Below are 18,669 nucleotides of genomic sequence, written 5' to 3'. Positions count from 1 at the left end.
GGCGATGACCGACAAGTTCATCTCGATCGAAGGCATTGCCAAGCGCTATCCCGGCGCGGGCGGCGCGACGACCACCATCTTCGAGAACCTTTGGCTCTCGATGGCGCGCGGCGAGTTTGCCTGCGTGATCGGCCATTCCGGCTGCGGCAAGACGACGGTGCTCAACATCCTCGCCGGCCTCGATGCGCCGAGCGAGGGCGCGGTCATCGTCGACGGGCAGGCGATCTCGGGCACCAGCCTCGACCGCGCGGTGATCTTCCAGAGCCATGCGCTGCTACCCTGGCGCACCGTGCTTGGCAACGTCGGCTATGCCGTCAGCTCGAAATGGCGGAGCTGGGACCGGGCCAAAGTGAGGGCGCATGCGCAAAAATTCATCGATCTCGTCGGACTCTCCGGCTCCGAGCACAAGCGCCCATCGGAGCTGTCGGGTGGCATGAAGCAGCGCGTCGGCATCGCGCGGGCGCTGTCGATCACGCCGAAGATGATGCTGATGGACGAGCCGTTCTCGGCGCTGGACGCGCTGACGCGCGGCACGCTGCAGGACGAGGTGCGGCGCATTTGCCTGGAGACCGGGCAGACCGCGTTCATGATCACCCATGACGTCGACGAGGCGATCTATCTCGCCGACAAGATCTTTCTGATGACCAACGGTCCCGGCGCGGTGCTGGCGGAGGTGGTCGAGAACCCGCTGCCGCGGGATCGCGGCCGCACCGATCTGCACCGCCATCCGCTCTACTACGCGCTGCGCAACCACATTATCGATTTCCTGGTGATGCGCAGCAAGACCTTCACCGCTGAAAAGCCGGATCACGATCCGCGCAACGTGCCGACGGTGCAGATCGGCAAACCCGGCCTTTCGATCGCATCGACCGGCGAAGAGCCGCGACAGACCTGGATGCCGGGGACAAATCCCGGATTGAGCGCCTAGCAAGGAGACCCCGACAATGAAGCGCGAAGACCTCACCGAGAAGCTGCTCGACATCAAGCGCGAGAAGGGCTGGAGCTGGAAGCACATCTGCGAAAAGATCGGCGGCTATTCCGAGGTTCTGATCGTCGGTGCGATCATGGGCCAGATGAAACTGACAAAGCCGCAGGCGGCCAATGCCGGCGAGCTGTTCGGCCTGTCGAAGGCGGAAGTTGCCATGCTCAACGAGGTGCCGATGCGCGGCACCGGCACGCCGATGCCGCCGACCGACCCGCTGATCTACCGCTTCTACGAGATGGTGATGGTGAACGGCCCGGCCTGGAAGGCGCTGATCGAGGAGGAATTCGGCGACGGCATCATGTCGGCGATCGACTTCGACATGGGCATCGAGCGCGTCGCCAACCCCAAGGGCGACCGCGTCAAGATCACCATGAGCGGCAAGTTCCTGCCCTACAAATATTACGGCGCCAGCGGCAACGTGCCGGAATACGGCTTCAAGGAGGAGTGATAGAGGCGAGTGGCGAATTGCGACGCCCAATTCGCCATTCGCCACTCCCTATTCGTCTGTCTTATTTCCCCGCCTTCACCTCGGCGGCGGCAACCGCGAGCAGCTCGCTCATCTTGGCGCGAATCGCCTGCTCGGTGACGGCGACGTTCTTGGCGGCGAAATCGGCCGTCAGCTTGCGCAGGACGTCGGCATCGCCGGCCTCCTCGAAATCGGCCGCGACCACCTCCTTGGCATAGGCGGTGGCGGCATCGCCGGTGATGCCGAGCTTCTCGGCCGCCCATAGGCCGAGCAGCCGGTTGCGGCGGGCCTCCGCCTTGAACTTCTGCTCCTCGTCGAGGGCGTACTTCTTCTCGAAGCCTTCCTGGCGCTTATCGAACTCGCTCATACCTTGTTCCAAATCCTCGCTGAATGGAGCGGAGCCTTCCGTTGCGGCGACCCGGCTGCATGCCTACATAGATAGCACGAATCGGCAAAACAACGGGCCGTTAAGCCGCAGGCAAGACGGTATAAGTTGGCGCCGGACGGCCGGATCGATTGTGCTCGGACAGCCAATCGGATAGGTTGCCTAAGGCTTGGTTCCCGTTCTGTTTCCAAAGGGTTATGGATGGGTTCCTGGCCGTTCACGGCAGCTCCGCTGTGGGTCGTAATCCAAGTCAACCGGAGCACACCAAATTCATGGATTTCAACAAAACACGGTACATCCCCATGAGCCGTCGGCGTCGCATTTATGAAGGCAAGGCAAAGGTTCTTTACGAAGGCCCGGAGCCCGGTACCCTGATCCAGCACTTCAAGGACGACGCCACCGCGTTCAATGCGAAAAAGCATCAGGTGATCGAGGGCAAGGGTGTCCTCAACAACCGGATCTCGGAGTACCTGTTTCAGCACCTCAACGACATCGGGGTGCCGACCCATTTCATCCGCCGCCTCAACATGCGCGAGCAGTTGATTCGCGAGGTCGAGATCGTGCCCCTGGAAGTGGTGGTGCGGAACGTCGCCGCCGGCTCGCTGTCGCAGCGCCTCGGCATCGAGGAGGGCACGCAGCTGCCCCGCTCGATCATCGAATTCTATTACAAGAACGACCAGCTCAACGACCCCATGGTGTCGGAAGAGCACATCACCGCCTTCGGCTGGGCGACGCCGCAGGAGATCGACGACATCATGGCGCTCGCCATCCGCGTCAACGACTTCCTCACCGGCCTCTTCCTCGGCATCGGCATCCGCCTCGTCGACTTCAAGATGGAGTGCGGCCGCCTGTTCGAGAACGAGATGATGCGGATCATCGTCGCCGACGAGATCTCGCCGGACAGCTGCCGTCTGTGGGACATCAAGTCGAACGAGAAGCTCGACAAGGATCGTTTCCGCCGCGACCTCGGTGGTCTGCTGGAAGCCTATACGGAAGTTGCAAAGCGTCTCGGCATCCTCATGGAGAACGAGCGTCCCCAGGGCACCGGCCCGGTGCTGGTGAAGAGCTGAAGAGGACTTTTGACGTGAAGGCACGTGTCACCGTTACCCTGAAGACGGGCATCCTCGATCCGCAAGGCAAGGCCATCGAAGGCGCGCTGAAGTCGCTCGGCGTCGACGGCGTCGCCAGCGTCCGCCAGGGCAAGGTGTTCGACATCGAGCTCGCCGGCGCCGACAAGGCCAAGGCGGAGGCGGCACTGAAGGAAGCCGCCGACAAGCTCTTGGCGAACACCGTGATCGAGAATTATGCGATCGAGATGAAAGCGTAAGGAACAGGCCAAATGCCCGACGTGACGGCCGAGCTCATGTTCGAGGTGTTGAAGCCGATCCAGGCGCGACTGGCGCAGGTCGATGGCAAGATCGATGAGACGAAGCAGGAAATTCTGGCGTTGCGAACGTCCCAAAATGCCGCTCGCCAGGATGTCACGAGTGTCTTTCAGGAGATCGCGGCGGTTCATGCCACGCTGGTGAGGCATGAGGGCAGGCTTGACCGGATCGAGCGCAGGCTAGAACTGAACGAGGCGCCTGTTCGATAGCCTCGGTTCAGAGCGTCACAGCCATCCCACCCGCCGAAAGCGCCAGTACAGCGACCCGCAGGCGGTCAGCATCACGCCGAGCAGCATGAAATAGCCGTACTCCCATTCCAGCTCCGGCATGCTGCATCGCAGCTGTTGACGTCGCCTTTCTCGAAAACTACAGGTTGTTTGCACTCCGGGCAGGGTGCGTTCGGGGCGGGGTGATGGGGACTTTTTCAGACGTTTTCCGGCATGCGGCTATGGCCGCAGCCGCGTTGTCGCTCGCCGGCTGTAGGACGGCGGCCGTGGGCCCGGAGCATCCAGGAACCAGGGTGACTTTCAAATCGCCGGATCCGGAAAAATGGACCGGTACGAGGGTATTCGGCGAAAGACGCTCGATCTTCCGCTGCAGGCCGCTTGCGTGTCCCGAGTACTCGATCGCCTCCATCCGCACCGCAGCCAGTCCGACCCGTAGCCCCGATCCCGTGGCCCTGCAGAAATTCGCCGAGGCAGATGCGCAGCGTCAGATGGCTCAGACCGAGCAGGCATCGACCGAGGCGGTCGGGCGCCTGAGAGACCTGACGCTGGTGTCTTCGCGCGTCGCGAAGATGAAGGAATTTCCGGCCGTGCATTGGGAGTACAAGGCGACCGGTCCGAACGATAAGCCGGTCTATGTCGTCCGCGACATGGTTTTCGCAGGCAACACGATGATCGACGTCATCTCCACATCGCTCGGCGTCGAGGTTGCTCGACGCAACAGCAGCGATTTCGTCGGTGTGATGGAGATCGAGGACTTCGCACCTCCGGCGCGCCAGTGAGATGAGGGCCGGCATGCGGTTTAGAGTCCGGTCGCTGGTGCTGCTGGCAGCGCTGCTGCTCGCGGGAGGGAGCGCCTTTGCCCAATCGCGGGCGCCGCAATCCACCGCGCCGCGCCCGCCGGTCTCAGTGAAGGGCTGGCGCTACGAGCTGCGCCCCAACGACGTCCACATGTTCCTGTGCGAGCAGCCCGCCTGCGGTGCGCAGTCGAGGGTGAGCTATCGGCTCTACGCGCCAGGGTCCTATCCTCCGGGCAACACGATGACGCTGGAGCAATTTCGCGAAGAGCAGACGCAAATCGTCAAGATGCTGGAGCAGCGGACGCCGGGACAGAAGATCTCGATTCTCGGAGTTGACGGCGACGGTGGCACCAAGGTGCCGCGCCTGTTCAAAGCGCGGCGACTGATGGTGAAGCCTGATGGCACGAAGGAATATCAGGTCAGCGGCTATCTGTTTGGTGATCGAGGTGCGGCCAGCCTGATCAGTTCGGCGGCCACCGAGAAGGCCAGCTCCGACAATTATGCGCAATTTGCCATCGGGGTGATGCTGGTGCTGGCGCCAGCCAAGCGCTGAGTGCCGTGCCCCTCGATCACAGCCATCCCACCCGCCGAAAGCGCCAGTACAGCGACCCGCAGGCGGTCAGCATGACGCCGAGCAGCATGAAATAGCCGTACTCCCATTCCAGCTCCGGCATGTGCTTGAAGTTCATGCCGTAGATGCCGGCGAGCGCGGTCGGGATGGCGATGATGGCGAGCCAGGACGCGAGCTTCTTCGACACCGCGGTCTCGTGGGCCTGGCCGACCAGCAGGCTCGCCTCGAAGGCGAAGGCCAGCACCTCGCGCATGGAATCGATGCGCTCCTGGATGTTGCGGACATGGTCGGTGACGTCGCGGAACAGAGGCTGCATCGTCGCGCGCACCATCGACAGCTCATCGTGCTCGAGACGGCGGCAGACCTCCACCAGCGGCCCGATTGCGTTACGGAGCCGCAACAGGTCACGCCGCAGCATGTAGAGCCGCTCGATCTGCGTCTTGGTGATCGCGTGCGCGAGCACGTCGTCCTCGATCTTCTCGATCTCTTCGTGAATGCTTTCCAGCACGGGCGAGTAATTGTCGACGATGAAATCGAGGATGGCGTAGAGGATGTAATCCTCGCCGCGTGCGAGCGCCCGCGGGCAGCTCTCGCAGCGTTCGCGCACCGGCGTGTAGGATGTCGAAGCGCCGTGGCGCACCGAGACCAGATAGCCTTCGCCGACGAAGATGTGGGTCTCGCCGAAGGCAATGCGTCCCTCGACCAATTGCGCGGTGCGCGCGACGATGAACAGGGCCTCGCCATATTGCTCGATCTTCGGCCGCTGATGGGCGTGGTTGGCGTCCTCGATGGCGAGGTCGTGCAGGTCGAACTGCTTCTGCACCGCGCCGAGCAGCGCCATGTCGGGCTCGTGCAGCCCGATCCACACGACGTGGCCGGGCTTGGCTCGCCAACTCGAGGCCTCGCTGATGGCGATATTGGCGACGCGGCGGCCGTCGACATAAGCGCCGGCGGCGACGACGCCATCGGTGGACACCGGTTCGGAGGGGAATGCGGGCAGCGACGGGACGTTCATGGCTTCAATCCCGGGCAAATGGAGTGACCACAGCGAGTGGCTATGGCCTGTGTACAACGGCGCTCCACCACGCTAGCACTGGTAAAATCTCCGTCAAATGGTTATGTCTGTTCACGAATTGGCCGGTCGGCCAGCCTCATTCCCAGCCGCGTCGGAACCTCTGCCATGAAAGCCGCCATTCTCGTCTTTCCCGGAATCAACCGCGAGCGCGACATGGCGCGCGCCCTGAGGCTGATCTCCGGCAGCGAGCCCGCGATGGTCTGGCACGCCGAGACCTCGCTGCCTGCGGGCACCGATCTCGTGGTCGTGCCCGGCGGCTTCTCCTACGGCGATTATCTGCGCTGCGGCGCGATTGCGGCACGCGCGCCGGTGATGGACGCGGTGCGCGACTATGCGGCCAAGGGCGGCCTCGTGCTCGGCGTCTGCAACGGTTTTCAGATCCTCTGCGAGTCCGGCCTCCTGCCGGGCGTCTTGATGCGCAATGCGCGGCTGAAATTCATCTGCCGCGACGTGCATCTGCGCGTCGAGCGCTCCGACACGCCGTTCACCCGCGGCTACAATGCTGGACAGGTGATCCGCGTGCCGGTCGCGCACGGCGAGGGCAATTACGAGGCGGACGAAGAGACCATCAAGCGGCTCGAAGGCGAGGGGCGGGTGCTCTATCGCTACTGCTCCGCCGATGGCGTGGTCGACGAGGCCGCCAACATCAACGGCGCGGCACATTCCATCGCCGGCATCGTCAACGACAGGGGCAACGTGCTCGGCATGATGCCGCATCCGGAAAACCACGTCGAAGACATCATGGGCTGCACCGACGGCCGCGGCCTGTTCGCCGGTCTCGCCCAGCATCTGGAAAAAGCCGCGTGATCTCATTCCTGATGAAGCGTGCTCTCGCCGCAGTCGCGGCGCTAACGTTCGCGACATTTTCAGTAGCGACTTGCGCATCCGCGCAGGATTATCCCAAGCGTCCGATCACCATGATCGTGCCGTTCGCGGCCGGCGGCACCTCGGACGTGATCGCGCGGGCGGTGGCCGAGCAGATGGGGATTGCGCTCGGCCAGACGATTGTGATCGAGAACGTTGCCGGCGCCGGCGGCTCGACCGCGCTGGCGCGGGCCTCCCGCGCCGAGCCCGATGGTTATACGATTGCGATCGGCAATGCCGGCACCAATGCCGCGACCTACACGATCTATCCAAAGCTGCCGTTCACGCCTGATTCCTTCGTGCCGATCGCGATGGTGGCGAAGACGTTCGGCATCATCGCGCTGCGCAAGGACTTTCCGGCGAAGGATCTGAAAGAGTTCATCGCCTATGCCAAGGCCAATCCGGGCAAGATCAATCTCGGCCATGCCGGCGTCGGCTCCTCCAACTATCTGATCTGCAAGAGCTTCGTCACATCGGCCGGGATCGATGCGACCCTGGTCGGCTATCGCGGCGCCGCGCCGGCACTGACTGACGCGATCGGCGGCCAGATCGACGGCGTCTGCGACGCGGCCGCCTCGGTGTCCCAAGCGATCAACGACAAGCTGGTGAAGGGCCTCGTGGTCGGCTCGACCGTTCGGCTCGCGACGCTGCCGGATCTGCCGACCTCGGCGGAAGCAGGCCTGCCCGAGTTCGAGGCGCAGGGCTGGAACGGCCTGTTCGCGCCCAAGGGCACGCCGCCGGCCGTCCTCGCCAAGCTGAACGCAGCCGCGCGCACGGCCGTCGAGACCGAGGCGGTGAAGAAGCGCTTCGCCGACCTCTCGACCGTTGCGCCCGATGCCGACGAGCATACGCCGGAAGTGCTGCAAAAGCTCGTGACGCGCGACGTCGACAAGTACCGCAAGATGCTGGCAGACGACGCCAACAAGTAGCCGGCCCAAGGAGCCTGGCGGCGGCCGGCGTAGAGCCGCCCAGGAGGTTTACTGGAGCACAGGAATGCGGGCGATGACCTTGATCTCGAAGTCGAAGCCAGCAAGCCAATTCACGCCGACGGCCGTCCAGTTCGGATAGGGCGGATCGCCGATCTCCTCGGTGCGAACGGCCATCACCGTCTCGATCTGGCTCGCCGGATCGCTGTGAAACGTGGTGACGTCGACGACATCGTCCAACGTGCATCCACCAGCTGCGAGCACGGCACGCAAATTGGCGAACGCGCGCCGGACCTGGTCCTCGAACACCGGCTCGGGCGAGCCGTCCTCGCGGCTGCCGACCTGCCCCGACACGTAGAGCAAGTCACCGGAGCGGATCGCCGCGGAATAGCGATGCACTTGATAGAGCGCGTGGCGGTTTTCGGGGAAGATTGCCTCTCGCTGGGGCATGGCAGGAGCCTTTCAATCGATGGATGGGGGCGGATGGAACGTGGGCGCTCCATGGGTAGCGTTTCGCGGCATTTTCAGATACGTTTCGTATGTCAGATATCGCTCACATACGAGGCGTATGTCAAGGGGGTCGAGTGGCAAAGGGGAAGCGCGCCGCAGCCATGGCGGAAAATCGGGCCAAGCTCATCCGCGCCGCCCGCGAGGCATTCGCCATGCAGGGCTATGCAGCCGCGTCGATGGACGACCTCACTGCCGCCGTCGGTCTGACGCGGGGGGCGCTGTATCACAACTTCGAAGACAAGAAGGGGCTGCTCTGGGCCGTCGTCGAGCAGATCGATGGGGAGATGGCGGAGCGGCTCCGCATCGCCCGGGAGCAAGCGCCCAGCCTGTGGCTGGGCCTGCTCGCGGAGGGAAGCGCCTATATCGAAATGGCGCTCGACCCCGAGATCCAGCGCATCATGCTTCTGGATGGACCTGCCGTGCTCGGCGATCCCTCCAAATGGCCCGGCGAGAACGCCTGTCTCGACATCACCATGCGAACGATCCGCGCGCTGATCGAGCAGGGGGTCGTGAAGCCGGTCGACGTCGAAGCGGCGGGGCGGTTGCTGAACGGCGCTGCGCTCAGCGCCGCCTTGTGGGTCGCGGCCGCCGACGATCCCAAGAGTGTGTTGAGCAAGGCCGTTGATGCGTTTCGAGAGCTGGCGAGTGGATTGCTGCGCGAGGCGGTTTGAGCGTGAGGGTCGTGAACCTGCATCGCGTTTGAGACGACTGACTCCTCGTCGCCATCACGGCGCGCATCCAGCTTCGCTGACTTTTGCGGGTTGAGGCAACTCAAAGTTGTTTCATCGCATCGATTGCGATATCAGGAAGCGGCGCTGTCGTTGTGCTTTCCGGATGTCACATGCCCGTCGCTTTGGTCGTTCTGCTGCTCGATATCACGCTGATCTATCATGCCTCGCGAACCGGACGGTTGCGGCCCTGGGCCTTCATCATCCTGCTGGTGCCGATGATGGGCGCGATTGCCTATATCGCGGTCGAGCTCATTCCCGAATGGTTTTCCAGCCCCGGTGCACGGCAGGCGCGCCAGCGTGTCGCCAATCGCCTCGATCCCGAGAAGCGCTATCGCGAGCTGTCCGACCGGCTGGCCGGCACCGACACCATCGTCAACCGCGCGGCGCTGGCGGACGAGTGCGCAAATATCGGCCGATTTGCCGAAGCGGAAGCGCATTATGATCACATCCTGAAGCTGCCCTTGGGCCACGATCCCGCCTATGCGCTGCGCAAGGCTCAGGCGCAATTTGGCGCCAGCCGCCCGGCCGATGCGCTCGCCACGCTGGACGGTCTGCAGAAGCAATGGCCCGACTTCGATTCCGCCGATGCGCATCTGCTCTATGCCCGCGCGCTCGCCGAGGTCGGACGTCTCGACGAGGCGCTGGAGGAATACCACGCGCTCGCCGGCTACTTCCCCGGCGCCGAAGCGCGGGTGCGCTATGGCATGCTGCTGCAAACGGTCGGCCGCACCACTGAAGCGCGCATGGTCTTCAACGAGCTGCTGATCCAGATGCGCCGCGCGCCGAAATATCTGCGCAAGGCGCAGGCGGAATGGCTGTCGATCGCGGAGAAGCAGCTGTCGACCTAGCCGCTCGCTAGCGCCACTTCAGCCGCTCCGCCGGCACCGTCATGGCCGCAACGCCCGCCATCACCAGCACCAGCCCCAGCGCGAGGTTCGACGGCACGCTCTCGCCGAGCAGCAGCACCGAGAGGCCGACGCCGATCGGGATGCGCAGATAGCCCTGTGCGTTCGTGGTCAGCGTGCCGAGCCGGCCGAGGCAGACGTAGAACAGCATCAGGCCCAGTGCGCTGGAGACGATGCCCATGACGATGGTGGCGACGATCGCCGTCGGCGTCGGATGCAAGGTCCATGGCTGGTCGATGATCAGCGCGGGCGGCAGCAGCACGAGGCCGCCGAACAAGAGCGAACCTGCCGCCACAACCATCGGGTCGTATTCGGACAGGCGGAGGCCGAAGATCGTCGCGCAGGCAAAGGAAATGGTGGCAAGCAGGATCGCGATCTCGGCAATGATCTCGCTACCGAAGCCGCGTAGCGCATCGAGCCCGACGATAGCGACGGTGCCGGCGAGTCCCAAAATCGCGCCGGCGAGCTTGAGCAGCGTCGCCGGCTCGTGCCGCGTGATCAGCGAGGTGATCAGGAAGGCGAAGATCGGCGTGGTCGAGGCCAGCACCACCGTGTTCGAGGCCGGCACATATTGCTGCGACCACGTGATGATCAGGAACGGGAAGGTCGAGTTGATCAATTGCTGGGTTGCGAACAGCTTCCAGGCTTTCGCCTCGGTGGGGATCCTGGTGCCGCGCATCCACAGGATCGCGAACAGGAAGGCGGCGGCGATCAGCGAGCGCGCCGAGATGAAGGTGATGGGCGGGATGGTGGGGAGCGCCAGCTTGGCCAGCGGATAGGTCGAGCTCCAGCAGCAGGCGAGCGCAAGCAGCAGCGCATAGTCGCGCCAGCTGTGCGCACCTTTGGCGGCCATGGATGGCAACGGCGCTGATGCGGCCGGCCTCGCGCGGCCCGCCTCGGATGTGCTCTGCGGCACCTTGTTCTGCTCCCCGGCGCCAAAAGCGCTTGCCGGAAGTCTGGGCGAGGGTGCGCGAAAAGGGAAGCGTCGAGCTATGCGTCTGGCTGCGGGAGTGCCTTCCGCTTCATCCGCTTGATCGTGCCGGAAAAGGTGAGCAGCAGCCGCTCGCCGGACATCATCTTGCCGCGCAGGAAGATCAGCGAACCGCCGGCGCGGGTGACCTCGCCGGTGCATTCGATCAGCTCGCCCTCGCGTGCCGCGTCGAGGAATTCGCAGGCGAAATTGGTCGTCACCGCCCGGCTGTCCAGGACATGGGTGGCGATCGCAAACAGCGAATAGTCGGCGAAGGCCATGTAACAGCCGCCATGGACGTTCCCGGAGCCGTTGAGATGCTTCTTCTCGACCCGGAAGGCGCTGCGGACGCTGCCGTCTGCCTCGATCCGGTGCCAGAAGGGGCCGACATGGGACTCAAAACTGTCGCGAATCCAGGTCCGCCAGCCCACAAATTCGCCATCGGTGGCGACATGGAGCTCGGGGCGGCGCGGCGGGGGCGCTTTGGTCAATTCGTGCAAGGAAATAGGCCTTCAATTGCGGGTCTTTAGACCTTAAATCCGATCCGACCGCGCCGTGCAATTCCCGTTCCCGCGGGCTCCCCGGCGCAAAACGTGGGACAGCGGGAAAATGCGCCATAAAGGGCTTTTCGAAGCCGTCCGATGTTCCTAAGAACGGCCAAACCGCCGCCGAAAGCCTCGAATCCATGAAGAATGAACCCAAGATCACCCCCGAGCTGGTTGCCGCCCACGGGCTCAAGCCCGACGAGTACGAGCGCATCCTGAAGCTGATCGGGCGGGAGCCGACCTTCACCGAGCTCGGCATCTTCTCGGCGATGTGGAACGAGCACTGCTCGTACAAATCCTCGCGCATCCATCTGCGTGGCCTGCCGACCAAGGCGCCCTGGGTGATCCAGGGCCCCGGCGAGAATGCCGGCGTGATCGACATCGGCGATGGCCAGGCCGTGGTCTTCAAGATGGAGAGCCACAACCACCCGAGCTATATCGAGCCCTATCAGGGCGCGACCACCGGCGTCGGCGGCATTTTGCGCGACGTCTTCACCATGGGCGCGCGTCCCATCGCCTGCCTCAATGCGCTCAGCTTCGGCGCGCCCGAGCATCCGAAGACGCGGCATCTCGTCTCCGGCGTGGTGGCGGGCGTCGGCGGCTACGGCAATTCCTTCGGCGTGCCGACGGTCGGCGGGCAGGTGCGCTTCCACACTCGCTACGACGGCAACATCCTCGTCAATGCCATGGCGGTGGGTCTCGCCGATGCCGACAAGATCTTCTATGCGGCGGCCTCCGGCGTGAACATGCCGATCGTCTATTTGGGCTCCAAGACCGGCCGCGACGGCATTCACGGCGCCTCGATGGCCTCGGCCGAGTTCGACGACAAGTCCGAGGAGAAGCGCCCGACTGTGCAGGTCGGCGATCCCTTCGCCGAGAAGCTGCTGCTCGAAGCCTGCCTCGAGATCATGGAAAAGGGCTGCGTCATCGCGATCCAGGACATGGGCGCGGCGGGCCTGACCTGCTCGGCGGTGGAGATGGGCGCCAAGGGCGACCTCGGCGTCGACCTCGACCTCGATGTGGTGCCGACCCGCGAGACCGGCATGAGCGCCTACGAGATGATGCTCTCGGAGAGCCAGGAGCGCATGCTCATGGTGCTCAAGCCCGAGAAGGAGAAGGAAGCCGAGGCGATCTTCAAGAAGTGGGGTCTCGACTTCGCCGTCGTCGGCTACACCACGCCGAGCAAGCGTTTCGTGGTCAAGCATGGTGGCGACGTCATGGCCGATTTGCCGATCAAGGAGCTCGGCGACGAGGCACCGGTCTATGACCGGCCGCATGTCCCCTCGGCCGCGTTGCCGGTCGTGCATGCCCGCGACGTGCCGGCGCCGATGGCCTTAGGTAGCGCGCTGGAGAAGCTGATCGGCACGCCCGATATGTGCTCTAAGCGCTGGGTCTGGGAGCAGTACGACCACGTCATTCTCGGCAACACCATGCAGCGTCCGGGCGGCGATGCCGCCGTGGTGCGCGTGCAGGACGGGCCGAAGGGCCTCGCGCTCACCGTCGACGTCACGCCGCGCTATTGCGAGGCCGATCCTTATCAGGGCGGCAAGCAGGCGGTCGCGGAAGCCTGGCGTAACATCACGGCGGTCGGCGGCAAGCCGCTCGCGATCACCGACAATCTCAACTTCGGCAACCCTGAGCGGCCCGAGATCATGGGCCAGTTCGTCGGCTGCCTGAAGGGCATCTCGGAAGCCTGCCGCACGCTGGACTTCCCGGTCGTGTCCGGCAACGTCTCGCTCTACAACGAGACCAATGGCCGCGCGATCCTCCCGACACCCTCGATCGGCGGCGTCGGCCTGCTCGACGATTTCACCAAGTCTGCCTCGCTCGCCTTCAAGGCCGAGGGCGAAGCGATCCTCCTGATCGGCGAGACCCACGGCTGGCTCGGCCAGTCCGTCTATTTGCGCGACATCTGCGGCCGCGAGGAAGGCGCACCGCCGCCGGTCGATCTCGCCGCCGAGAAGCGCAACGGCGACGTCGTGCGCGGCATGATCCATGCGGGCACTGCGACTGCGGTGCACGATCTCTCCGACGGCGGTCTCCTGATCGCGCTGGCCGAGATGGCGATGGCGGGCGGCATCGGCGCCAAGCTGCTGGCGGCGCCGACCGCGTTGGTGCCGCAGGCCTATTGGTTCGGCGAGGACCAGGCGCGCTATCTCGTCACCGTGCCGGAAACCGAAGCCGGCCGCGTGCTCGCCAAGATGCGCGGCTGCGAGGTGCCCTGCGTGCGGATCGGCACCACCGGAGGCGATGCCATCGCGATCGCCGGCGAGGCGCCGGTGACGATCGACAGCTTGCGCAAATCGTTCGAGCGCTGGCTGCCGGAGTACATGGGCGGCAAGGCGGCCTGAACTGCCGCCACACACTCCGTCATTGCGAGCGCAGCGAAGCAATCCAGAATCTCACTGCTGAGGCAGTCTGGATTGCTTCGTCGCAAGGGCTCCTCGCAATGACGGGTGGAGAGGCTATGCCTCACAACACCTTCGACGCGCCCGGGATCTGCCGCAACGCTCGCGTCAGCGCCCAGCTCGCCGCGACAGTCAGTACAAACCCGATCGTGGCCTTGACGATCGCCGGCAGGTCATAGTCGAACAGCCAGTATTGCAGCCACAGTGCGATCGGATAGTGCACCAGGAACATGCCGAACGCGTCGCCCTGCATTGGATCGAGCAGCCTGGCTGAGCCTGATTGCTTGAACCTCTGGAAAAAGGCCAGGATCAGAAACATGATGGCCACGCTGAAGACAGTGAAGCAGATGGCATAGAGCGCTTCATACCAGTCCGGCAACGGTGACGGGTTGCCCAGTATTTCGCGCTTGATGAAGATCAGCCCCCACAAGAGGCAGTACGGAACGATCGCCAGGACCATCCAGTCCCAGCTGACCTTCGCCATGCGGCCGTCGACAGCGAGCAGCCCGCGATCCATTTGCGCAACGCCGATGCCGGCACCGAAAAAGAAGTAGGTCGCATAGAGCATCACGCGCCCGTGCTGGACCGAGAACGGCCCGAACTCGAACCAACTGCTATGCCCGTAGCGAACCAGCCCGGGAATGTAGAACGCCGCGGTGACGGCCAGCATGACCGCGAAGAACACCGCGGGCCGGCGGCGACCATGTAGCGAGAGGCGATTGATCGGATCGAGCAGATTGGGCGACAGCCGGTGCAGCAGGCAGGCAACCAGGTCGAAGGCGAACAAGACCCAAAGGAACCAGATCGGCCCGCTCGGCCACGGGCCCTTCGTGACCATATTCCACCAGAACTCCGAAAAGCCGATCTCGGGATGCTGCCGCAGGGAGATCGCGTAATAGGCGACCGGAATGATCGTGAAGGCGCAGATCGCGAAAGGTAAGCCAAGCCGAAGCAGGCGATCTGCCAAATAGCCCCGCACTCCCTTCCGGGCGATGCCAGACCAGGCGAACAGCCCCGACAGGAAGAAGAACATCGCCATGAAGAAACTGTCGGTGGCGAGCACGATCATGTCGAAACCGAAGAAATATGTCGGATCGGTATGACCGAAATAGGTATAGGGGATCACCGCGTGATGCAGCAGCACGACCAGAGTGAGGAAGGTGCGGGCGCGATCGATCGCCAAATTGCGCACCTTGCTCTGCGGCGCGGCATGCACCTCTGCGCCGATCGTCGCTGAATGTGACATCGTCATCGTGGCCGCCCCGATCCTGATTCCGGCTGGACTCTGCCGCCGGGAACTTGATTCAGCAAGAGCCTGGACTCCCTTTAGGAACCAGTTCCGCGCAGCGAAGTTAGCGTCCGCCGAAAACGGCGAAGGCCGTGAGAAGCGGCAGTTCGGAGCTGGCGATGACGATCCTCAAATGGGCGCTGATCTTCCTACTTGTCTCGATCGTGGCCGGCGTGCTCGGCTTTACCGGCATCTCGGCCGCCTCGGCCGACGTCGCCCGCTTCCTGTTCTACGTCTTCGTCGTGATCTTCCTGGTGCTGCTGATATTGGGACTCACGATCTTCAGGGCGTAGCTGATTTCATTCGTCATTCCAGGGCGGTCCGAAGGACCGAACCCGGAAGCTCGAGATTCCCCGGCGCGCAATTGCGCACCTGAGGTCTGGTCCCTCGGACCATCCCGGAATGACAACATCGAGAGCTACCCCACTTCCTCGATCTTCACCTTGTCCGGATAAAACGCCAGATGGCCTGAAATCTCCGTCATCGCGGGGAAGGGCGTCTCGTAGGTCCAGATTGCGTTGTCCAGCGTCTTGCCGTCGGCCTTGACGCTGTAATAGTTCGCGTCCCCCTTGTAGGGGCAATGGGTCACACGGTCGGTACGCTCCAACACGGCCATGTTGGTGTCCTCCCGCGGCACATATTGCACCGCCGGATATCTGGCCTCCTTCAAGGTCAGCGCCTTGCTGGTCTCGGCGATCACGATGTCGCCCGCGGTGACGCGGACGCGCCTCGGGTTTGGGGTGATGGTGATCGGGTGGTCGGGCCCTGGAAGCTTCATGATTTCACGCCTTTTCGATCAATCTGCCGCGCGCGGCACTTTGTCGTGCCTTTGTCCTGATGGGATCAGGGATATAGTGCCGGAAAGCGTGACGTAGAAGGCCGTTCACGCTAAGTTTGGCCTTGCCGGCAAAGGGGACCCCGGCAGCGAATCGATGATGAGGCTGCTGTGCAGCCAAATAAGGAGCAAGACCCGAATGCCCATGGACGCCCACGATATCGAGGCGATGATCAAGGCAGCGATCCCCGATGCCGAGGTGACCATTCGTGACCTCGCCGGCGACGGCGACCACTATGCCGCGACCGTGATCTCGGAATCCTTCCGCGGCAAGTCGCGCGTCCAGCAGCACCAGATCGTCTACCAGTCCCTGCGTGGCCAGATGGGCGGCGTGCTGCACGCGCTGGCGCTGCAAACCGGCGTACCAGGTACCTGACGAAGCTGCACCTGACCTGACCAGCGCCACGGGGGGACGATGATGGCTGCGGACAATCCGCACGGCGCGATGTTCCGCGTCATCACGCCGAACCAGCACAGCCGCGTCACCAATGCCGAGCTGTTCTTCGACCTCGTCTTCGTCTTCGCCGTCACGCAGATCTCGCACGCGCTGCTGCACCATTTCACGCCGCTCGGCGCGGTGCACGTCGCGGTGCTGTTTCTCGCGGTGTGGTGGGTCTGGGTCTTCACCGCCTGGGTCACCAACTGGCTCAATCCCGAGCTGACGCCGGTCCGGCTGTTGCTGTTTGCGATGATGCTGGGCGGCCTCGTGCTGTCGACCACGATCCCGACCGCCTTCGAGGGGCGTGGGCTTTGGTTTGCGATCGCCTACGCGGCCATGCAGGTCGGACGTACCGCGTTCTGGCTGTTCGCAACGCCGGCGCACAGGACCCTGGTGCGGCACAACGCGATCCGCATCCTGGTCTGGCTCTCCGTCTCCGCGAGCTTCTGGATCCTCGGCGGCCTCGCCCATGACGAGGCGCGGCTGTGGTTCTGGATCGCCGCCCTGACGATCGAATACATCTCGCCCGCGGCCCGCTTCTGGGTCCCCAGGCTCGGCTTCTCGTCGGTCGAGGCCTGGGCCGTCGAGGGCGGCCACATGGCCGAGCGCTGCTCCCTGTTCGTCATCATTGCGCTCGGCGAGGCGGTCGTCGTCAACGGCGCGACCTTCGCCGAGCTGGAATGGACCGCGGCCAACATCCTGGCCTTCGTCTCGGCATTGGTCGGTGCCATCGCGATGTGGTGGGTCTATTTCCACAAGGGCGCGGAAGCCGGGTCCGAGTGGATCTCGAAATCCACCGAATCCGGCCGTCTGGCGCGGCTCGCCTACACCTATCTGCACCTGCCGATCGTTGCCGGCATCATCCTGACGGCGGTGTCGGACGAGCTGGTGCTGAAGCATCCGACCGGCCATTCCGACATTCGGACGGTTTTGAGCACGATCGGCGGCCCGCTGGTGTTTCTGGTCGGCACCATCCTGTTCAAGCACTCGGTCCGCGGCTTCCTCCAGCTTTCGCACGGCATCGGCATCATCCTGCTGCTGGTGCTGTGGTGGTTCGCGTCGGAACTGTCGCCGCTATGGCTCTCGATCGCGACGAGCGCGATCATGATCGTGGTGGCGGTGTGGGAGTCGGTGTCGCTGGGGTCGAAGGTGGAGGAGGCCGAGGAGCGTTGAACGCGGACCTGCGCAAGCGCCTCGTCCTTCGAGACGACCGCTCCGCGGTCTCCTCAGGATGAGGCTCATCAGCATCGGTGCACGTTGAAACTGTCGCCGCACACTCGGTCCTCATCCTGAGGGCCGGCCTTAAGGCGGGCGTCTCGAAGGATGTGCTGCGGAGGGAAGAAGATCTCAAACAGCGGCGTCGGAGCTCTTACCCCGCGACCTCCAGCGCGTGCACCGAGAACATCTTCGCCGCATCCGTCCAGCTCTCGCGGACGCGCCAGCCCGCGCCCTGGGCCAGCGCGGCAAAGCGCTCGATGCTGTATTTGTAGCTGTTCTCGGTGTGGATGCTCTCGCCCGGGCGGAACGAGAAGCTGGTGCCGAGCAGGCGCACGGTCTGGCTCTTCTTGCTGATCAGGTGCATCTCGATGCGGTGCCGCTCGCGATTGTAGATCGCGCGATGGGTGAAGGCGGACAGGTCGAAATTGCCGCCGAGCTCGCGGTTGATGCGCACCAGCACATTGAGATTAAAGCGCGCGGTGACGCCGGACGCATCGTTATAGGCGTCGAAGAGGATCCGCTCGTCCTTCTCGAGATCGGCGCCGATGATCATCTGCGCGCCTTTGCCGAGGATCTTGCGCGCGCTTCTCAGGAAGGCCTGCGCTTCCTGAGGCTCGAAATTGCCGATGGTCGAGCCGGGGAAGAAGCCGACCTTCGGTAGGGAGGCGACGGCCGTCGGCAGCTCGAACGGCGTGGTGAAGTCGGCTGCGACCGGATAGATGCCGAGCGCCGGGAAATCCCGCTTCAGGCCGCTCGCCTGTGCCTTCAGGAAGTCGCCGGAGATGTCGACGGGGACATAGGCCGCGAATCTGCAATGATTGAGCAGCAGGCGCACCTTCGTGGTCGCGCCGGCGCCGAACTCGACCAGCGCGGCGTGCTCCGGGATGATTCTTGCGATCTCGCTGCCGCGCTCCTTCAGGATCGATAGCTCAGTGCGCGTCGGATAATATTCCGGCAGCTTGGTGATCGCCTCGAACAGCTCCGATCCGGTCGCGTCATAGAAGTATTTCGGCGACAGCCTTTTCGGCTGCTGCGAGAGGTCCTCGATGGCCTCACGGGCGAAAGCGGTGGTCTGCTCGTCGGGAAGATGGGCTTCGGCCAAAGCGCTGGCGTGCACATTCATGATACTCTCCTGAACG

General features: G+C 63.9%; 23 protein-coding genes and 1 pseudogene. 15 read left to right on the top strand and 9 right to left on the bottom strand.

Annotated elements, in window-relative coordinates; genetic code table 11:
- Window positions 1-4: 4 nt before the first annotated feature.
- Both DCG74_RS29605 and cynS read left to right on the top strand, forming a co-directional pair.
- Window positions 5-928 carry an ABC transporter ATP-binding protein gene (locus tag DCG74_RS29605; RefSeq protein WP_172782946.1) on the top strand — a complete coding sequence of 308 codons (924 nt, stop codon included), beginning with the start codon at window positions 5-7 and terminating at the stop codon, window positions 926-928.
- 16 nt (window positions 929-944) lie between these two features.
- On the top strand, window positions 945-1,433 hold the full coding sequence (gene cynS, locus DCG74_RS29600) for a cyanase (protein ID WP_025037304.1): 489 nt from the start codon (window positions 945-947) through the stop codon (window positions 1,431-1,433).
- 61 nt (window positions 1,434-1,494) lie between these two features.
- On the opposite strand, the gene DCG74_RS29595 is transcribed toward cynS, so the two are convergent.
- Entirely contained in the window at window positions 1,495-1,818 is a 324-nt protein-coding gene (locus DCG74_RS29595; RefSeq protein ID WP_172782947.1) for a DUF1476 domain-containing protein, read from the bottom strand.
- Between the two features lie 320 nt (window positions 1,819-2,138).
- Here DCG74_RS29595 and purC point away from each other — a divergent pair, with 320 nt between their 5' ends.
- The 3 genes from purC to DCG74_RS29580 are packed head-to-tail and all read left to right on the top strand — an operon-like array spanning window position 2,139 to window position 3,430.
- Window positions 2,139-2,906 (top strand): phosphoribosylaminoimidazolesuccinocarboxamide synthase, encoded by a 768-nt coding sequence (purC, locus tag DCG74_RS29590; RefSeq protein WP_172782948.1) that lies wholly within the window; start codon window positions 2,139-2,141, stop codon window positions 2,904-2,906.
- A gap of 14 nt (window positions 2,907-2,920) precedes the next feature.
- Window positions 2,921-3,163 carry a phosphoribosylformylglycinamidine synthase subunit PurS gene (gene purS, locus DCG74_RS29585; RefSeq protein WP_036012950.1) on the top strand — a complete coding sequence of 81 codons (243 nt, stop codon included), beginning with the start codon at window positions 2,921-2,923 and terminating at the stop codon, window positions 3,161-3,163.
- A 12-nt stretch (window positions 3,164-3,175) separates the two neighbouring features.
- Window positions 3,176-3,430: a hypothetical protein gene (locus DCG74_RS29580; RefSeq protein WP_172782949.1), complete on the top strand. Its 255-nt coding sequence runs from the start codon at window positions 3,176-3,178 to the stop codon at window positions 3,428-3,430.
- A gap of 15 nt (window positions 3,431-3,445) precedes the next feature.
- Here the strand turns inward: DCG74_RS29580 and DCG74_RS29575 are convergent.
- Window positions 3,446-3,550 (bottom strand): annotated as a pseudogene (locus DCG74_RS29575) (magnesium transporter); the annotation flags it as partial.
- A gap of 119 nt (window positions 3,551-3,669) precedes the next feature.
- Between DCG74_RS29575 and DCG74_RS29570 the strand changes: the two are divergent.
- Together DCG74_RS29570 and DCG74_RS29565 are read left to right on the top strand one after the other, a co-directional pair.
- Window positions 3,670-4,227, top strand: coding sequence for a hypothetical protein (locus DCG74_RS29570; protein WP_175424032.1), 558 nt, complete (start codon window positions 3,670-3,672; stop codon window positions 4,225-4,227).
- A 13-nt stretch (window positions 4,228-4,240) separates the two neighbouring features.
- On the top strand, window positions 4,241-4,798 hold the full coding sequence (locus DCG74_RS29565; protein WP_246708689.1) for a hypothetical protein: 558 nt from the start codon (window positions 4,241-4,243) through the stop codon (window positions 4,796-4,798).
- Between the two features lie 16 nt (window positions 4,799-4,814).
- On the opposite strand, the gene DCG74_RS29560 is transcribed toward DCG74_RS29565, so the two are convergent.
- A complete protein-coding gene (locus tag DCG74_RS29560; RefSeq protein WP_172782951.1) occupies window positions 4,815-5,831 on the bottom strand; it encodes a magnesium and cobalt transport protein CorA in 1,017 nt (338 codons plus the stop codon).
- Window positions 5,832-5,996: 165 nt separating this feature from the next.
- Between DCG74_RS29560 and purQ the strand changes: the two genes are divergently transcribed.
- Window positions 5,997-6,698, top strand: coding sequence for a phosphoribosylformylglycinamidine synthase subunit PurQ (gene purQ, locus DCG74_RS29555; RefSeq protein WP_172782952.1), 702 nt, complete (start codon window positions 5,997-5,999; stop codon window positions 6,696-6,698).
- Complete coding sequence (locus DCG74_RS29550; protein WP_172782953.1) at window positions 6,695-7,684, top strand: tripartite tricarboxylate transporter substrate binding protein BugD; 990 nt, start codon at window positions 6,695-6,697, stop codon at window positions 7,682-7,684. The genes purQ and DCG74_RS29550 overlap by 4 nt, the downstream gene beginning before the upstream one ends.
- 48 nt (window positions 7,685-7,732) lie before the next feature.
- Here DCG74_RS29550 and DCG74_RS29545 read toward each other — a convergent pair whose 3' ends face one another.
- Window positions 7,733-8,131 (bottom strand): RidA family protein, encoded by a 399-nt coding sequence (locus DCG74_RS29545; RefSeq protein ID WP_172782954.1) that lies wholly within the window; start codon window positions 8,129-8,131, stop codon window positions 7,733-7,735.
- A 161-nt stretch (window positions 8,132-8,292) separates the two neighbouring features.
- Between DCG74_RS29545 and DCG74_RS29540 the strand changes: the two genes are divergently transcribed.
- Complete coding sequence (locus DCG74_RS29540; RefSeq protein ID WP_172783791.1) at window positions 8,293-8,862, top strand: TetR/AcrR family transcriptional regulator; 570 nt, start codon at window positions 8,293-8,295, stop codon at window positions 8,860-8,862.
- A gap of 170 nt (window positions 8,863-9,032) precedes the next feature.
- Window positions 9,033-9,770, top strand: a complete 738-nt coding sequence (locus tag DCG74_RS29535; RefSeq protein ID WP_172782955.1) for a tetratricopeptide repeat protein — start codon at window positions 9,033-9,035, stop codon at window positions 9,768-9,770.
- A 7-nt stretch (window positions 9,771-9,777) separates the two neighbouring features.
- Here the strand turns inward: DCG74_RS29535 and DCG74_RS29530 are convergent, their stop codons facing one another.
- Both DCG74_RS29530 and DCG74_RS29525 read right to left on the bottom strand, forming a co-directional pair.
- Window positions 9,778-10,743, bottom strand: coding sequence for a DMT family transporter (locus DCG74_RS29530; RefSeq protein ID WP_172782956.1), 966 nt, complete (start codon window positions 10,741-10,743; stop codon window positions 9,778-9,780).
- 74 nt (window positions 10,744-10,817) lie between these two features.
- Window positions 10,818-11,297: a PaaI family thioesterase gene (locus DCG74_RS29525; protein ID WP_172782957.1), complete on the bottom strand. Its 480-nt coding sequence runs from the start codon at window positions 11,295-11,297 to the stop codon at window positions 10,818-10,820.
- Between the two features lie 185 nt (window positions 11,298-11,482).
- On the opposite strand from DCG74_RS29525, the gene purL reads away from it, so the two are divergent.
- Window positions 11,483-13,693 (top strand): phosphoribosylformylglycinamidine synthase subunit PurL, encoded by a 2,211-nt coding sequence (purL, locus tag DCG74_RS29520; RefSeq protein WP_172782958.1) that lies wholly within the window; start codon window positions 11,483-11,485, stop codon window positions 13,691-13,693.
- A gap of 121 nt (window positions 13,694-13,814) precedes the next feature.
- Here purL and DCG74_RS29515 read toward each other — a convergent pair whose 3' ends face one another.
- A complete protein-coding gene (locus tag DCG74_RS29515) occupies window positions 13,815-15,002 on the bottom strand; it encodes an acyltransferase (protein ID WP_172782959.1) in 1,188 nt (395 codons plus the stop codon).
- A 155-nt stretch (window positions 15,003-15,157) separates the two neighbouring features.
- Here DCG74_RS29515 and DCG74_RS29510 point away from each other — a divergent pair, with 155 nt between their 5' ends.
- On the top strand, window positions 15,158-15,331 hold the full coding sequence (locus tag DCG74_RS29510; protein ID WP_172782960.1) for a DUF1328 domain-containing protein: 174 nt from the start codon (window positions 15,158-15,160) through the stop codon (window positions 15,329-15,331).
- Window positions 15,332-15,456: 125 nt separating this feature from the next.
- Here DCG74_RS29510 and DCG74_RS29505 read toward each other — a convergent pair whose 3' ends face one another.
- On the bottom strand, window positions 15,457-15,816 hold the full coding sequence (locus tag DCG74_RS29505) for a DUF427 domain-containing protein (RefSeq protein ID WP_172782961.1): 360 nt from the start codon (window positions 15,814-15,816) through the stop codon (window positions 15,457-15,459).
- A 196-nt stretch (window positions 15,817-16,012) separates the two neighbouring features.
- Here DCG74_RS29505 and DCG74_RS29500 point away from each other — a divergent pair, with 196 nt between their 5' ends.
- The gene (locus tag DCG74_RS29500) at window positions 16,013-16,249 is read left to right on the top strand and encodes a BolA family protein (protein WP_011088461.1); all 237 of its coding nucleotides are present in this window, start codon (window positions 16,013-16,015) and stop codon (window positions 16,247-16,249) included.
- 42 nt (window positions 16,250-16,291) lie between these two features.
- On the top strand, window positions 16,292-17,485 hold the full coding sequence (locus DCG74_RS29495) for a low temperature requirement protein A (protein WP_172783792.1): 1,194 nt from the start codon (window positions 16,292-16,294) through the stop codon (window positions 17,483-17,485).
- 196 nt (window positions 17,486-17,681) lie between these two features.
- On the opposite strand, the gene egtD is transcribed toward DCG74_RS29495, so the two are convergent.
- Window positions 17,682-18,653: an L-histidine N(alpha)-methyltransferase gene (egtD, locus tag DCG74_RS29490; RefSeq protein WP_172782962.1), complete on the bottom strand. Its 972-nt coding sequence runs from the start codon at window positions 18,651-18,653 to the stop codon at window positions 17,682-17,684.
- Window positions 18,654-18,669: the final 16 nt, after the last annotated feature.

The organism is Bradyrhizobium sp. WBAH42 (assembly GCF_024585265.1).
Taxonomy (GTDB): domain Bacteria; phylum Pseudomonadota; class Alphaproteobacteria; order Rhizobiales; family Xanthobacteraceae; genus Bradyrhizobium.
This window is presented reverse-complemented; position numbering and strand designations above follow the sequence as displayed.

Bases quoted from the DNA above. Each gene is read 5' to 3' on its own strand.
- DCG74_RS29605 (WP_172782946.1), top strand. From the start codon at position 5: ATGACCGACAAGTTCATCTCGATCGAAGGCATTGCCAAGCGCTATCCC.
- cynS (WP_025037304.1), top strand. From the start codon at position 945: ATGAAGCGCGAAGACCTCACCGAGAAGCTGCTCGACATCAAGCGCGAG.
- DCG74_RS29595 (WP_172782947.1), bottom strand. From the start codon at position 1,818: ATGAGCGAGTTCGATAAGCGCCAGGAAGGCTTCGAGAAGAAGTACGCC.
- purC (WP_172782948.1), top strand. From the start codon at position 2,139: ATGAGCCGTCGGCGTCGCATTTATGAAGGCAAGGCAAAGGTTCTTTAC.
- DCG74_RS29580 (WP_172782949.1), top strand. From the start codon at position 3,176: ATGCCCGACGTGACGGCCGAGCTCATGTTCGAGGTGTTGAAGCCGATC.
- DCG74_RS29570 (WP_175424032.1), top strand. From the start codon at position 3,670: ATGGCCGCAGCCGCGTTGTCGCTCGCCGGCTGTAGGACGGCGGCCGTG.
- DCG74_RS29565 (WP_246708689.1), top strand. From the start codon at position 4,241: ATGCGGTTTAGAGTCCGGTCGCTGGTGCTGCTGGCAGCGCTGCTGCTC.
- DCG74_RS29560 (WP_172782951.1), bottom strand. From the start codon at position 5,831: ATGAACGTCCCGTCGCTGCCCGCATTCCCCTCCGAACCGGTGTCCACC.
- purQ (WP_172782952.1), top strand. From the start codon at position 5,997: ATGAAAGCCGCCATTCTCGTCTTTCCCGGAATCAACCGCGAGCGCGAC.
- DCG74_RS29545 (WP_172782954.1), bottom strand. From the start codon at position 8,131: ATGCCCCAGCGAGAGGCAATCTTCCCCGAAAACCGCCACGCGCTCTAT.
- DCG74_RS29540 (WP_172783791.1), top strand. From the start codon at position 8,293: ATGGCGGAAAATCGGGCCAAGCTCATCCGCGCCGCCCGCGAGGCATTC.
- DCG74_RS29535 (WP_172782955.1), top strand. From the start codon at position 9,033: ATGCCCGTCGCTTTGGTCGTTCTGCTGCTCGATATCACGCTGATCTAT.
- purL (WP_172782958.1), top strand. From the start codon at position 11,483: ATGAAGAATGAACCCAAGATCACCCCCGAGCTGGTTGCCGCCCACGGG.
- DCG74_RS29515 (WP_172782959.1), bottom strand. From the start codon at position 15,002: ATGACGATGTCACATTCAGCGACGATCGGCGCAGAGGTGCATGCCGCG.
- DCG74_RS29510 (WP_172782960.1), top strand. From the start codon at position 15,158: ATGACGATCCTCAAATGGGCGCTGATCTTCCTACTTGTCTCGATCGTG.
- DCG74_RS29505 (WP_172782961.1), bottom strand. From the start codon at position 15,816: ATGAAGCTTCCAGGGCCCGACCACCCGATCACCATCACCCCAAACCCG.
- DCG74_RS29500 (WP_011088461.1), top strand. From the start codon at position 16,013: ATGCCCATGGACGCCCACGATATCGAGGCGATGATCAAGGCAGCGATC.
- DCG74_RS29495 (WP_172783792.1), top strand. From the start codon at position 16,292: ATGGCTGCGGACAATCCGCACGGCGCGATGTTCCGCGTCATCACGCCG.
- egtD (WP_172782962.1), bottom strand. From the start codon at position 18,653: ATGAATGTGCACGCCAGCGCTTTGGCCGAAGCCCATCTTCCCGACGAG.